Source organism: Pontibacter harenae, from assembly GCF_020907245.1.
In the GTDB taxonomy this organism is placed as follows: Bacteria; Bacteroidota; Bacteroidia; order Cytophagales; family Hymenobacteraceae; genus Pontibacter; species Pontibacter harenae.
Map to the genome: position 1 here is coordinate 95,251 of NZ_JAJJWH010000010.1, position 14,418 is coordinate 109,668.

Genomic DNA, 14,418 nt, shown 5'->3' on the forward strand with positions numbered 1-14,418 from the left:
CTGCTTCTGAAACCATTTCGGAGGGGCTCACTATACTTTGTCTAACCTTTTGTTACCTATGCGCTCACAGCTAATCATTATTTTTATACTTGTTTTAGCCTTTGTTTTGGAATCTTGTCTGCAAACCAACACCAGCAGCAGTACTGCTGCTATGGCAGTCACGCCTCTGGCTGTTATTGAATCGAAGAAATTCTATGAGAACCTGCCTTCCGCCTCAGGTATAGAGTCTTTTTATTCCAACAGTTTTTATATAGTGGGAGATGATTCGCCTTACCTCTACATGCTGGATATGCAGTATAACCAGGTGTCGCAGTACCCGCTGTTCGAGACCTCGGATTTCTCCACAGGCCGTATTCCTAAAGCGCTTAAACCCGACTTGGAGTGCATGAGCCGCTTTAAGTATAAAAACGAAGATTACCTGCTGCTGCTCGGTTCTGGCTCCAGCCCTGCCCGTAACAAGGGCTTTGTGGTAAGGATGTCGGAAAATTTTGAAGTGATGGAAATTGGCCTGAACCGCTTGTACGTGTTTCTGCAGCAGATACTGGACAAACAGGGTGCCCAGCAACTGAACCTGGAAGGCGTTACCATAGATGATACACATGTATATTTCCTGCAAAGAGCGTACGGCGGGGCTAAAAACATACTTTTTCGTGCTGAAGCTCCTTCTTTTATTTCGTATCTGATGGAAGGCGGAGATCTGCCTGCCACGGCTGCTTTTTACTTTTCGCTTCCCCAACTGCAGTATTTTAAAGCTGGTTTTTCGGGTGCTCACGTTTTCCATGACAGACTGTTTTTTACTGCATCTGTAGAAAGCACATTAAATGCTATAGACGATGGAGAAGTACTCGGCAGTTTTATTGGTTTCATACCTCTAGGTGAATTATCAAGAGCTACAGATCCACAAAATCCGTTTCCTGCTCCAACTGCCGTTATAAATGATAGTAACGGCCAGGCTTACAAAGGCAAAGCAGAATCGTTGGTAGTAACACGTCAGCTGAAGCGAGGCCAGTGTGAGGTTATAGTTGTTTCAGATGATGATTTAGGCCATTCAGAGCTGCTGCGTGTAAGGTTCCAGGATGAGAAGTAGGGAGAGTGGCAAAGTGTAGTTCTTCATTAGCTAATTTACTTGTCGCTGGTGCGAGTTTGCAGCTCCTAACCTCTGTTTGCTCCTATCATAATATTGTTATCAACGGTTTGCTGACAACAAATGATAAGGAGGTACGAGTTGCAAGCGCGCACCAGCACTAATTTTGTTTTTCATTTCGTCTGTAGCTTTTAGTAAACAAAAAAGCCAGAGCTATCGCCCTGGCTTTCCTATATCTATCATCTATGAAAAAGTCTTCTTAGAAGTGTCTTTCTCCTGCTTCTTTCTTTCCTAGCATTACGGCACCTACCATCGCTACCAAAAACAGAATAGAGGCAAGCTCAAACGGTAATAGGTATTGAGTAAAGAGTACTTTACCTAAACTTTCCACCATACCTATCTGCGAATTGAAAGGGCCAACGGCTGGTGCAATAGCTGCATCTTTCAACGCTGCAATCATCACTACAAATAAAAGGCCGCCAGCTATAGTGCCCGCAATTTTGGTTAAAGTAGATGTTTTGACATCACGCTCATTCTTACCTAGGTTCAGGAACATAATCACGAACAGGAACAATACCATGATGGCGCCTGCATATACAATGATGTTCACCGCTGCCAGGAACTGCGCATTCAGCAGAATGTAATGTCCTGAAATGGTGAAGAACGTAACGATCAAAAAGATAACGCTATGCACAGGGTTTTTTGATATTACTACCATCAGGGCGCACAGCAGCGTTAGCGAAGCAAGAAAGTAAAACAGATTCTCTGTCATCGGGTTATTTTGTTTCGGTGGTTTTTAACGGTTCTACCAGGCGGTCTTTTCCGTATATAAATTCTTCACGCTCGTATCGTGCTGGGGCAAGCTTATCATCCTGCAGGAAGATGGCAGCCTTAGGGCAAGCTTCTTCGCATAGGCCGCAGAAAATGCAACGCAGCATGTTTACTTCGTAAGTAACAGCGTATTTTTCTTCACGGTAAAGCTTCTCTTCTCCAGTTTTGCGTTCGCCAGCTGTCATGGTAATGGCTTCAGCAGGGCATGCCACAGCACACAAACCGCAGGCAGTACAACGCTCACGACCTTCTTCGTCGCGCTTCAGTACATGCAGTCCACGCCATACATCGCTGCGCTGGCGGGTTTCCTCTGGGTAGTTTATAGTTGCTTTCTTTTTGAAGAAATGCTTTATCGTAATGCCAAGGCCCTGTGCAATAGCAGGTAGGTAGGCTTTCTCAGCGAAAGTCATCTCCTTCTGCTCTACGTTCTTTCTTCTATTAGTTAATGGTTCCATTTCTTACAGCTTATGAGTGTTGTCGTGTTTCTTGTCTTTTAACAGAGATATGGCAGTCAACATTCAAGTTTAGGTACTATAATTTAAAATAAAGAGTCTTTCAGCAGAATTGCGCCACCTGTCAGAATTATATTCAAGATAGAAAGCGGAATTAAGATCTGCCAGCCCAGCTTCATCAGTTGGTCGTAACGGAAACGTGGCAATGTCCAGCGTACCCACATAAAGAAGAAGATGAACATAAAGATTTTTGCAAACATAACGGCTACCCCCAACATAGTTACGATGTTATTGGCTGTAACCACACTTTCGGTTGCGTCAGCTAACCATAGTTCCAACTCTGTCATGAACGGGAAGTTATAGGCTCCAAAGTATAAAGTTGCCATCACTGCCGATGCTACAAAGATGTTGATATACTCTGCAAACAGGTACATACCCAGTTTCATAGAGCCGTACTCGGTGTGGTAACCGCCAATTAATTCGGCCTCACTTTCAGGTAAGTCGAAAGGCGTACGGTTGGTTTCTGCAAAAGCACACACCAGAAAGATGACAAAGCCAAGTGGCTGATACCAGATGTTCCAGTTAAAGCCATGCTGCTGTTCTGCTATTTCTCTTAAAGAAAGAGAACCACTCAGCATCAGCACCGCAATAAGCGACAAGCCCATGGCTAGTTCATAGCTGATGTTTTGTGAAGCGGCACGAATAGCACCCAGCAACGAGAACTTGTTGTTCGAAGCCCAACCACCAATCATCAAGCCATATACACCTAACGATACAACGCCAAATACATACAATACTCCAATATTTACTTCTATCGCCTGTAGCCAAACCTCACGGCCACCCACCAGCAGCATATCGCCGAAAGGTATAACCGCACTCGACATGGTAGCTACCAGCATGGCCACACCAGGACCAATGATGAAAAGCGCCTTATTGGCTTTGGCAGGTATAAATTCTTCTTTGAAGAACAGTTTACCAGCATCGGCCAGTGGTTGTAGCAAGCCAGCAGGACCAGCTCTGTTTGGCCCCACACGGTCCTGAATAAAGGCCGCTATCTTACGCTCGAAGTAGGTAGAGTAGGTGGCAATTAGTAGCGTAATGCCAAAAATTGCCAGAATGTATACAGCTTTATAGATTAGGTCTACTGACTCCATTTTATTCCTGTGGTAGGTTTTTCTTAGTAGATACTGGTAAATTCGGTACGATCGGCACGTTTATAACTGGCAACTCGTAATGGTTAGCCGAGATAACAGACTGCCTGTCGATGTGGCGCGGGCCTTCAATCGTCCAGTCGCTCATTTCTTTTTTATCGAAACGGCAGGTATTACAGATAAACTCCTCTACCTCGTTGTACTGGTCTTTTCTAGCTGTTACACGCAACACCGTTTCGCCACGGTTCCACAGGGTTACTTTTCCGCTGCAGGTAGGGCAGTCGCGGTGCGCATCCAAAGGCTTTGTAAACCAAACACGGTTCTTAAAGCGCCAGGTCTTGTCCGTTAAAGCTCCTACAGGGCAAACGTCAATCACGTTACCTGAGAAATCGTTGTCGATTACGTTCTCGATGTACGTACCTATTTCTGCAGCATCACCACGACCTAACACGCCATGCACACGCTTTTCAGTTATCTGATCGGCGGTGTAAACACAACGGTAGCAAAGGATGCAGCGCGTCATGTGCAGTTGGATGTATGGACCCAGGTCTACTTTATTGAATATGCGACGCTCTTCCTCGTAACGGGTAGCACTTACACCATGCTCGTAAGAAAGGTCCTGTAAACTACACTCACCAGCCTGATCGCAAATTGGGCAATCCAGCGGGTGGTTAATCAGCAGCATCTCTACAATACCTTTGCGGGCATTCAGTACGTCTTCGTTTGTTGTATTTTCTACCACCATGCCGTCCTGCACCTGCGTAATGCACGATGCTACCAGCTTAGGCATAGGACGAGGATCTCTTGTAGAGCCCTGTGTTACTTTTACCAGGCAAACACGGCACTTACCGCCACTGCCTTTCAATGGTCCGTAATAACACATGGCTGGAGGTACTACATTGCCTCCTATTTTTCTAGCGGCCTGAAGAATGGTAGTTCCGTCTTCTACCTCTACCTCAATACCGTCAAAAGTTATTTTAGCCATTTTTATATTTCGTTGTTCGTCTTTCGTTGTTCATTTTTCGGGATGAAAGCAGAGCAACTAACGATTTAAGCTATACTTATTTACTTCAAATTATTTGTCATTCTGTAAGAATCTTGTTGAGGAGTAGCATCTGCTTAAACACCCTTCAATCAAGTTTCTTTCAATATGACATGAAAGAGGACATTTTCAGATCCGCTTTGCAACCACCCCCAACTCCTCTTTGTCTAAGGCGGGGAGTTTACTTAGCACTAGATTTTAGAAAAATCTAGCGTCTAATATCTCCTTAAGCGGTTACTGTCGCCAGTTGACCTCTGTACACGGCACCTGGAGCTGTTGCTTCTTTCGGGTGCTTTATGTGCCACTCAAACTCTTCGCGGAAGTGGCGGATAGCGGCGGCAACTGGCCATGCGGCTGCGTCACCTAGCGGGCAAATGGTGTTACCTTCAATCTGCTTCGCCACGCTTACCAGCAGGTCTATATCCTGCGGATGTCCGTGACCGTACTCGATGCGGTGCAGCACTTTCTCCATCCAACCTGTACCTTCACGGCATGGGCTACACTGGCCGCATGATTCATGGTGGTAGAAGCGGGAGTAGTTCCACGTGTTACGTACGATGCACTGGTCTTCATCAAACACGATAAAAGCGCCTGAACCCAGCATAGAGCCGCTCACAAAACCACCGTCCGATAACGATTCGTATGACATCAGGCGTTGCTCACCAGCCGCCGTTTTTAGAATCAGGTCTTTTGGCAGAATAGGAACAGAAGAACCTCCTGGTACAACTGCTTTCAGTTCTTTGCCTTTCCAGATACCACCGCAGTATTCATCAGAGTAGATAAACTCCTCTACAGGTACACCTAGCTCAATCTCGTAAACACCAGGGTTGTTAATATTACCGCTGGCTGAGATTAATTTGGTGCCTGTGCTGCGGCCTATCCCTACATTGGCGTATTCTGCACCTGTGTTGTTCACAATCCAGGGCACAGAAGATATAGTTTCCACGTTGTTTACAACAGTAGGAGAGGCGAACAAACCTTTCACAGCTGGGAATGGCGGCTTGTTACGCGGGTTGCCACGCTTGCCTTCCAACGATTCCAGCAAAGCTGTTTCCTCGCCGCAAATGTAAGCGCCACCACCTGGGGCCACATGCAGGTCCAGGTCATAACCTGAACCAAGTATGTTTTTGCCCAGCAGACCAGCTGCATAAGCCTCTGCGATTGCTTTTTCCAGGATGCGCAGAATAAACATCAGCTCACCGCGGATATAGATAAAAGAAGTGTTGGCTCCTAACGCATAGCTGGACGTAATCATACCTTCAATCAGGGAGTGTGGTGTTTTCTCCATGAAATAGCGGTCTTTGAACGTGCCAGGCTCCGACTCGTCGGCGTTACAAACAAGGTAACGCGGAACACCCTCGGGTTTAGCCAGGAAGCTCCATTTCATACCTGCAGGGAAACCAGCGCCACCACGGCCACGCAGGCCAGCGGTTTTCACTTCTTCCACCACCTCTTCTGGTGTCATCGTTTTCAGGGCTTTCTCTACCGAGCGGTAGCCGCCATGCTTACGATATACCTCCAGCTTCTCGATGCCAGGTACATTTATATGTTCGGTTAATATTTTAAGTCCCATGGTAACAGGATTTATTTTAAGGGTTACTTTCTAAAGCTTACCAATTTCACTCGGTTACTTACTCTATTCAGACAAAGGATTTTTTGATGAAGGACAAAAGATTTTTTATTTCAAAGAGGTCTTATATCCTATGTCACATAGTCTTTTGTCTAGTTTAGCTCTTTCGCTTCTGGCCGCTGATGAAAAGGTGTTTCTACCTCAGAATTGCGCATCATTTCCAGAAACTGATCCACGCGCTCTTCTGTATCTAAGTTTTCGTAGTACTTTTCGCGTACCTGCAGCATAGGGCCTGTTCCACAGGAAGCAAGGCATTCAACTGGCTTTAGAGTAAACATTCCGTCCGCTGTTGTTCCACCTTCTTCAATGTTCAGCTTTTGCTTTAGCATATCGATTACCTGGTCGGCACCGCGAAGGCAGCAAGGGCCTGTACGGCATACTTCTAACACATGCTTGCCAACTGGTTTTAGGTTGAACATAGTATAGAAAGTAGCCACCTCGTATACTTCAATCGGCTGGATGTTCAGGATTTCAGCCACTCTGTCCATTGCCTCAGGGCTAACCCAGCCACCAAACTCTGCCTGCGCAATGTGCAGGATAGGCAGAATAGCAGACTTTTGTCGGCCTTCTGGGTAGTGGCTAATATAGCGCTGAATTTCGGCCATGGCCGCATCAGAAAACTTTACTTCGTTTATAGTCTCTGCCATTTTTATAGTTCAATTTACCAAAAAGCCATCAGCCTCTGATAATCTGTATTTAATATTAAGCGTCCAACTCTCCTGCAATCACGTTCAGGCTACTCAGCGTCAGGATGGCGTCAGCCAGCTGGCCGCCTTTAATCATTTCAGTGTATGCCTGGTAGTAGATAAAGCAAGGTCTGCGGAAGTGTAATCTGTAAGGCGTTCTGCCACCGTCGCTGATCAGGTAGAAACCTAATTCACCGTTACCGCCCTCTACGCTGTGGTATACTTCTCCTTTTGGAGCGTCTGTCTCACCCATCACTATTTTAAAGTGGTAGATAAGGGCTTCCATGTTGGTGTATACTTCTTGCTTTGGAGGCAGATAATAATGCGGTGCATCGGCGTGGTAAGAGCCTTCTGGCAGGTTTTTGTAAGCCTGCTCAATAATTTTCAAGCTTTGCCATACTTCCTCGTTACGCACCAGGAAGCGGTCGTAGGTATCGCCTTTAGAGCCTACAGGAATTTCGAACTCGAAATCTTCATAAGACGAATACGGGTTCATTACACGCACATCGTAGTCTACTCCTGTAGCACGTAGGTTAGGGCCTGTAAAGCCATAGTTCAACGCACGCTCTGCTGAGATAGCACCTACATCCGTTGTTCTATCGATGAAGATACGGTTACGGGTAAGCATTTTCTCAAACTCCGCCCATACTTTCGGGAAGCGTTTAAGGAACTCGCCGATCAGGTGCAAGGCCTTTGGAGAAAGGTCGCGCTCCATACCGCCGATGCGGCCCATGTTCGTTGTTAAACGGGCACCGCAAACCTCCTCGTATATATCGTAGATGTGCTCACGCTCCTGCATCACGTACAGGAAGCCCGTAAACGCACCAGAGTCCACACCCAAAATAGAGTTACAAATCAGATGGTCGGAGATACGGGCCAGCTCCATCATAATTACGCGGATGTACTGAGCACGCTTCGGTATAGTTATACCTAACAGCTTCTCTACCGTCATATGATACCCCATGTTATTGATAGGGGAAGAACAGTAGTTCATGCGGTCCGTCAGCGGCGTAATCTGGTAGAACGGTCTGCGTTCTGCTATTTTCTCGAAGGCACGGTGAATGTAGCCGATTGTTGGCACTGCGTCCACAATCTTCTCACCGTCCATCTGGAGTATGTTCTGGAAAATACCGTGCGTGGCTGGGTGCGTTGGCCCCAGGTTCAGCGTAGTTAATTGCTGCTCTTCGTGCAGGGCAAGGCCGTGATCCTTACGGAATTGCTCCAGCTCAGTTAGTTCAGCGGTTTTATGTTCAGTAGCCATTGTTTTCCTTTCTAATTGTTAGCTGCTTGGCAGCCAAACTGGCTTAACGTCCGAAATACGTATCTATCTTATCTTCCCTGGTCTGGTCCTCCAGCGGATATTGCTTCAGCATCGGGTGGTACTCCATCTCCTCAATGTTCAGGATGCGTGTCAGGTTAGGGTGGCCTGTAAACTTAATGCCGTAAAAGTCGAAAGTCTCACGCTCCATCCAGTTCGAAGTAGCGTAAACTTGCGTCAGGGTTGGCATAATAGGGTCCGATGCTGGCATAAATACCTTAATGCGGAGGCGGTAGTTATGGCGCAGGCTGTGCAACTGGTACATCATGCACAGTTCACTGCCTTTCTGATCAGGAAAATGAATACCGCACATCGTGGTCAGGAAACGTATTTGAAGTTCCTCATCGTCGTGCAGGTATTTGATCAGCTGAATAATGGTTTCACGGTTTGTCGTGAAGGTCATGATGCCATCGGGGCTATAAGCGTCCCTGATGTTCTCTTCGCCAAACTCGCTGATTATTTTGCCGAGTACGTTTTCGTTCGTAAGCTCCATTTACTTATTTGATATTGTAAGAGGCTAAAAGCTCCTGGTATTCAGGTGAATTGCGGCGGCGGAGTGATTCGTTTGCTGCCAGATCCTGAACACGCATCAAGCCATCCAAAATCTGCTCTGGGCGCGGAGGGCAACCTGGCACGTACACATCTACTGGTACCACGCGGTCTATACCCTGTAACACAGAGTAAGTATCGAAAATACCACCAGAAGAAGCACAGGCTCCAACGGCTACTACCCAACGCGGCTCAGACATCTGCTCATACACCTGCTTTACAACAGGCCCCATTTTCTTAGCGATCGTACCCATCACCAACAGGATATCTGCTTGGCGTGGCGAGAAGCTTGGGCGCTCTGAACCGAAGCGGGAAATATCGTAATGAGAACCCATGGTAGCCATGAATTCGATACCGCAGCAAGAAGTAGCAAATGGCAAAGGCCAAAGCGAGTTTTTACGGGCAAGGCCAATCACTTTCTCAAATGAAGTGGCAAAGAAGCCAGCTCCTGAATGCCCTTCAGGGGCGTCCACCAATTTTATATCTTTATTTGAATCACTCATTTTTAGGATTTTTATTTTACAAACAGGGCTTTGATGCTTAATACCTCAACATCAACGCGCTTGTAAAAGTTTAATGGCTTACTCCCAGTTTAAAATGCCTTTCTTTAACACATAAAAGAAGCCCGTTAACAGCAAACCCATGAAAACGAGCATTTGCAAGAAACCTGTCATGCCGAACTCACGGAAGTTTACAGCCCATGGGTACAGGAAGATGATCTCCACGTCGAAGAGCACAAAAAGAATGGCCGTCATAAAGTACTTATAGGAGATTGGCGTACGCGCATCACCCACAGACTCAATACCACTTTCCCAAGCAGCGTCTTTTACCGCACTGCTTCGCTTTGGACCTAATAAGTGTGTAACTACCAGTGCAAAAACCACAAAGCCGATAGCCGCTGCAAACTGAATGATTATCGGGAGATAGTCTGATGGTAAGTACTGATCCACAGAAGTTTCCATATTAAGGGTGTCTTTTTTGAGATTTGGGAGCAAAATTAGCTATAAAATAACAACAATCAAAGGTATAAATATATAGTGAATTTGGTAGATACGACTGCTGATGGATAGCTTAAATATTTGATTTATAATTATGTCTGCGCAATATAAACAGAAGAGCCATGCTCTAGCGAACATGGCTCTTAAATTTAGAATGATTCTAATTAATGCAGATGGCTGTGCACCCTTTTGCTGATACCTGAACCCATCCTTAGCTCCTCTGAAGAGGAAAATCAATTACTGCGATAGAATTGCTTTCCTCGTAAGAGCTAGGAAGAGTGTGTCATAGCGGATCTACCTACTTGTCTTCGCCCAAGAATGGGTAACGGTAATCTACTGGCGGTGCAAAGGTTTCTTTAATAGAACGAGACGACACCCAGCGCAGCAGGTTCAGCATAGAGCCCGCTTTGTCGTTAGTGCCCGAAGCACGGGAACCACCGAATGGCTGTTGGCCTACCACAGCGCCAGTTGGCTTATCGTTGATATAGAAGTTACCAGCAGCATCGCTTAATTTCTTGGTGGCATACTCAATAGCGTAGCGGTCGCGGCTAAAGATAGCACCAGTCAAGGCATAAGGAGAAGTAGAACCTACCAGTTCCACCGTGTCTTCCCAGTTGTCCTGGTCATACACATAGATTGTAATAACTGGTCCGAAGATTTCTTCGCACATGGTTACGTACATTGGGTTATACGACAGCAGTACGGTTGGCTCTATAAAATAGCCTTTCGACTTGTCGTAGTTTCCGCCTGCTATCACTTCTACTTCGTTGCTGTTTTTGGCGTCATCAATGTACTTCGCTATTTTGTCGAAAGACTTTTCGTCGATAACAGCATTGATGAAGTTAGAGAAATCTTCAGGAGGCCCCATTTTAAAAGTTTTCAGGTCCTCGATCACATAGTCTTTTACTTCTTCCCAAAGGTTGCTCGGAATGTAAGCACGGGAGGCAGCAGAGCACTTCTGACCCTGATATTCGAAAGCTCCGCGTGTGATGGCTGTTGCTAATTGTTTTGCCTCGGAAGTTTTGTGAGCCAGTATAAAGTCTTTACCACCTGTTTCGCCAACAATGCGTGGGTAAGCTTTGTATTTGTGTATGTTGTTGCCAATGGTTTTCCAAATGTTCTGGAAAACAGAGGTGCTACCTGTAAAGTGGATACCCGCAAAATCTGCATGGTTGAAGATTACATCTCCAGCCACAGGGCCATCTACATATATTAAGTTGATGACACCATCTGGCAGCCCAGCTTCTTTGAGTAACTCCATAATCATGTGAGCCGCATAAATCTGTGTATAAGCTGGCTTCCATACCACCACGTTACCCATCATGGCTGCCGATGTTGGTAAGTTACCTGCAATGGCCGTGAAGTTGAATGGTGTTAGCGCAAAAACGAAGCCTTCTAGCGGGCGGTGCTCCATGCGGTTCCAAACCCCTGGCGACGACTCAGGCTGCATGCGGTAAATATCAGTAGCGTACTGCACATTAAAGCGCAGGAAGTCTATCAGTTCGCAGGCAGAATCAATCTCGGCCTGGTAAGCATTTTTAGATTGACCAAGCATGGTAGCCGCATTTAAACGTGCTCTCCAAGGGCCAGCCAATAACTCTGCAGCCTTCAAAAATATGCTGGCACGGTGTTCCCAAGCCATGTTTGACCACATTTCGCGGGCAGCCAAGGCAGCGTTTATAGCTTGTTCCACGTGGTCTGCATCGCCTTCGTGGAAGCGGCCCAGTATGTGTTGGTGGTCGTGTGGCTGCAGCATGGGGTGCGTATTGCCTGTGCGTACTTCATCACCGCCGATATACATTGGAACATCCAACTCCTGCGATTTCAGTTCTTTATAAACACGCTGTAATTCTGCTCTTTCAGGTGAGCCAGGTGCATACGATCTAACGGTTTCGTTAACAGGTGTTGGTACTTTAAAAAATCCAGTTGCCATTTTTTTCTATAGTTAGGTTATAGGTGTATTTGAGGTATACGGTTTAAAAAGATACACAAGTATTAAAGATACAAGAGATACAATTTTTGTACTTTGTACTTGCAAAAGCCTCTACACAAAGGTAGGGCTATTCTGTAGGAATTAAAATTTGCGTGAGATGCGGTGAAATAGAGGCAGTTTTTGACTAATTCTCGGAGAATTAGATTCTTGAATTGTAGCTACTGTTGTTCAACCACCCCTGCCCCTCCTTGTCTAAGGAGGGGAGCCTTATTTACTACCGCCATTGCCTTGCATGTAGATGCAACCTTTAATTCATCAAAAAAAAGGAATCTGAACTTGTCGCTGAGCTACCTCTTTTTATCTATGACATCATTCATCTGGCATTTTAATCAGTACCTTCGACTATAGCACAAAGCAAAAGAAAGAAGTAATAGCAGGCTTCCCGCCTTAGACAAGGAGGGGTAGGGGTGGTTAGATTACTACATCCGCTTAACTTCTAGAACTACAAAATCTCTTTCAACTCACTCAGACAGGCTATCTCGTAAGTTGGCTTGGGGCGGTGCGTTGTCTTAAGCCTTTCGGGGTTAAAGTACACCTGGTCTATGCCTGCGGCGCGGGCTCCCGCTACATCGCAGAGGAGGTTGTCGCCAATCATCAGGCAATCTTCAGGTTTTACGCCGATTCGCTCCAGTGCATGCTCGAAAATGCGATTATCAGGTTTTTTATACCCACAGCACTCCGATGTTACCACTTCTTTGAAATAGTCCTGCAGTTTGGATGAGTTCATCTTAATAGCTTGCACATCTTTGAAACCATTGGTAATAATGTGCAGGCCATACTTTGGCTGCAGGTACTGTAGTACTTCGTGCGTAAACGGAAACAATGCAGACTTGGTAGGGCAGAGGTAGGTATATGTTTCAGAGATGTCGGCAGGTATTTCGTGCTCCTCAAGGCCTAAGCCCATTAATGTTTTCTTGAAACGTGTATCACGTAACTCCTGCTGATTTATCTTGCCTCTGTTGTAAAGGTCCCAGAGCAGGTGGTTCACAAATTTGTACTTCTTGTAAAAGGAGTTGCAGTCGAATTTGCCGTGGCTGGCAAGGTTATACTGCTCAAATAATGTAAAAAGTGTTTCTTCGGAGTTCTTTTCAAAATCCCAGAGCGTGTGGTCCAGGTCAAATAAAATATGCTTATAGGCTTTCATGAAATCGTAGTGGGGTGCTAAAAGTAAAACGTTATAATAACGTAGGGGTTGTTGTATTAAGACAGAGTTAGAAAAAGAGCGGGAATGATTACAATAAAACCAGCGTTTATTAGTTTTAAAGCAGGTTAAATCCTTCAGGGAGCGTGCCAGTGGCGTGCCTGTATTTTGTTAGCTGCCAGTTCTCTGTTAGAGTGTAATATCTCGTATATTTCCTGATCCTTTAGTAGTTTTGGATCACGCTCAAGGTAATTAAAAATCTGGAGCACAACATCGGCAGCCTCCTCTTTTAGAGAGTAAAATACCCACTGGTCTAGTTTACGCGGTGTTACAAGCGAAGCACCTTTGAGGTAGGAGAGATGCCTGGAAGTTTTAGTTTGGGTAAAATCCAGTACCTGCTCTAAATCTGAGATGCACATCTCCTTGTTTCGGATAATCAGGTTAACGATCCGAATACGGGATTCATCGGAAAGAGCTTTAAAGATTTGCTCTCCGAAAGTTAGACTGAAATGTTTTAGCCTCATAGTTGTAATGGCTGCTTAAACAAAAATAGCTAAAAGCTGCCATAATAAAAGAAAATACAGTATAATTGTACTACATGAAGTTTTCAATACCCCTTCCTGATAAGCTAGAGAAAAAAGTGAGACAGGGCCTTTTTGCAATGTTGGCGTTTGTGCTTATAGGTATAAGTATGCCGCAAAGCACTATGGCACAAGGCCAGAAGCGCGTAGTACAGCTTTCAGGTTTTGTAGCGTTCGGCGATAGCTTGTTTGGCATTGGCGGCGTGAACGTGTATGTGCCTGAAACTACAAGAGGAAGCATGACGAATGAATTCGGCTTCTTCTCTATGCCGGTGGTTACTGGCGATAGCGTGCTTTTTAGCGCTTTAGGTTATAAAACCCAATACCTGATTATCCCAAAGAATTTCAAAAACGATAGCTATTCAGTTATCATACAGATGCAGGAAGATGCCGTGACGCTGCCAGAGATTACAGTTATACCCTGGGCGACGGAACGAGACTTCAAAAATGCAGTGCTAGCCGTTAAACTTCCTGACGAAGGTAGGGCCATTGCAACACAAAACCTGGACCCGAAGAGGCTTGAGGAGCTATTCCTGACTACACCAATGGATGGCGGTGGTAACTTCAGGTTCTGGAATCAGCAGCAGATACAGCAACAGCAGAATCGCATTATGTATCCAACTATAAGCCCTTTTGCTATTCCAGCCCTTATCAACTCCATTTTTAAAGGTAATAACTAAAGCGGTATATTATATGTAGCATTTTATATGCCGCGATACTACTTAGCTGTTGTACTTCTAAGTGCTTCTGCAAAGGCTATAGGATGTATTTGAACATCCTATAGCCTTTTTTCTTTTCTACGGATGCCTGCCGAGGAGGTGTTCATAGGTTGCCAGCGTTACTGAAGATTCTATCTTTTAGAAGAAACTGTAGTTATAAGAAGCGGGAGTAAGTGTAATAGGTAGTTTCAAGCTATGCAATTCAGTTTGTAAAAGTAACCAACATCAGTCTGTTTCGTTATT

Annotated in this window: 15 protein-coding genes; 2 read left to right on the top strand and 13 right to left on the bottom strand. The window is 45.5% G+C overall.

All coding sequences use genetic code 11. The features are described 5' to 3' along the window. Positions 1–58: 58 nt before the first annotated feature. A complete protein-coding gene (locus LN893_RS07675; RefSeq protein WP_229969222.1) occupies positions 59–1,087 on the top strand; it encodes a DUF6929 family protein in 1,029 nt (342 codons plus the stop codon). Positions 1,088–1,343: 256 nt separating this feature from the next. Here LN893_RS07675 and LN893_RS07680 read toward each other — a convergent pair whose 3' ends face one another. From LN893_RS07680 to LN893_RS07740, 13 genes are all read right to left on the bottom strand, one after another. Continuing rightward, positions 1,344–1,856: an NADH-quinone oxidoreductase subunit J family protein gene (locus tag LN893_RS07680; RefSeq protein WP_229969223.1), complete on the bottom strand. Its 513-nt coding sequence runs from the start codon at positions 1,854–1,856 to the stop codon at positions 1,344–1,346. Positions 1,857–1,860: 4 nt separating this feature from the next. Continuing rightward, the gene (locus LN893_RS07685; protein ID WP_229969224.1) at positions 1,861–2,370 is read right to left on the bottom strand and encodes a NuoI/complex I 23 kDa subunit family protein; all 510 of its coding nucleotides are present in this window, start codon (positions 2,368–2,370) and stop codon (positions 1,861–1,863) included. Between the two features lie 83 nt (positions 2,371–2,453). Then, positions 2,454–3,521, bottom strand: a complete 1,068-nt coding sequence (gene nuoH / locus LN893_RS07690; RefSeq protein WP_229969225.1) for an NADH-quinone oxidoreductase subunit NuoH — start codon at positions 3,519–3,521, stop codon at positions 2,454–2,456. Position 3,522: 1 nt separating this feature from the next. Continuing rightward, a complete protein-coding gene (locus tag LN893_RS07695; protein WP_229969226.1) occupies positions 3,523–4,503 on the bottom strand; it encodes an NADH-quinone oxidoreductase subunit G in 981 nt (326 codons plus the stop codon). Positions 4,504–4,786: 283 nt separating this feature from the next. Further along, the gene (gene nuoF / locus LN893_RS07700; protein ID WP_229969227.1) at positions 4,787–6,133 is read right to left on the bottom strand and encodes an NADH-quinone oxidoreductase subunit NuoF; all 1,347 of its coding nucleotides are present in this window, start codon (positions 6,131–6,133) and stop codon (positions 4,787–4,789) included. 149 nt (positions 6,134–6,282) lie between these two features. Further along, entirely contained in the window at positions 6,283–6,837 is a 555-nt protein-coding gene (gene nuoE, locus LN893_RS07705) for an NADH-quinone oxidoreductase subunit NuoE (RefSeq protein WP_229969228.1), read from the bottom strand. A 55-nt stretch (positions 6,838–6,892) separates the two neighbouring features. Then, positions 6,893–8,137, bottom strand: coding sequence for an NADH dehydrogenase (quinone) subunit D (gene nuoD, locus LN893_RS07710; RefSeq protein WP_229969229.1), 1,245 nt, complete (start codon positions 8,135–8,137; stop codon positions 6,893–6,895). Positions 8,138–8,180: 43 nt separating this feature from the next. Beyond that, positions 8,181–8,687 carry an NADH-quinone oxidoreductase subunit C gene (locus LN893_RS07715; protein WP_229969230.1) on the bottom strand — a complete coding sequence of 169 codons (507 nt, stop codon included), beginning with the start codon at positions 8,685–8,687 and terminating at the stop codon, positions 8,181–8,183. Between the two features lie 4 nt (positions 8,688–8,691). Further along, entirely contained in the window at positions 8,692–9,246 is a 555-nt protein-coding gene (locus LN893_RS07720) for an NADH-quinone oxidoreductase subunit B (protein ID WP_229969231.1), read from the bottom strand. A gap of 78 nt (positions 9,247–9,324) precedes the next feature. Further along, entirely contained in the window at positions 9,325–9,705 is a 381-nt protein-coding gene (locus LN893_RS07725; protein ID WP_229969232.1) for an NADH-quinone oxidoreductase subunit A, read from the bottom strand. A 334-nt stretch (positions 9,706–10,039) separates the two neighbouring features. Continuing rightward, the gene (gene pruA / locus LN893_RS07730) at positions 10,040–11,674 is read right to left on the bottom strand and encodes an L-glutamate gamma-semialdehyde dehydrogenase (protein ID WP_229969233.1); all 1,635 of its coding nucleotides are present in this window, start codon (positions 11,672–11,674) and stop codon (positions 10,040–10,042) included. Between the two features lie 502 nt (positions 11,675–12,176). Beyond that, positions 12,177–12,878 carry a YjjG family noncanonical pyrimidine nucleotidase gene (locus LN893_RS07735; RefSeq protein WP_229969234.1) on the bottom strand — a complete coding sequence of 234 codons (702 nt, stop codon included), beginning with the start codon at positions 12,876–12,878 and terminating at the stop codon, positions 12,177–12,179. Positions 12,879–13,012: 134 nt separating this feature from the next. Then, positions 13,013–13,399 carry an ArsR/SmtB family transcription factor gene (locus tag LN893_RS07740; protein WP_229969235.1) on the bottom strand — a complete coding sequence of 129 codons (387 nt, stop codon included), beginning with the start codon at positions 13,397–13,399 and terminating at the stop codon, positions 13,013–13,015. A 74-nt stretch (positions 13,400–13,473) separates the two neighbouring features. Here LN893_RS07740 and LN893_RS07745 point away from each other — a divergent pair, with 74 nt between their 5' ends. Continuing rightward, positions 13,474–14,136, top strand: a complete 663-nt coding sequence (locus LN893_RS07745) for a carboxypeptidase-like regulatory domain-containing protein (RefSeq protein ID WP_229969236.1) — start codon at positions 13,474–13,476, stop codon at positions 14,134–14,136. Positions 14,137–14,418 lie beyond the last annotated feature (282 nt).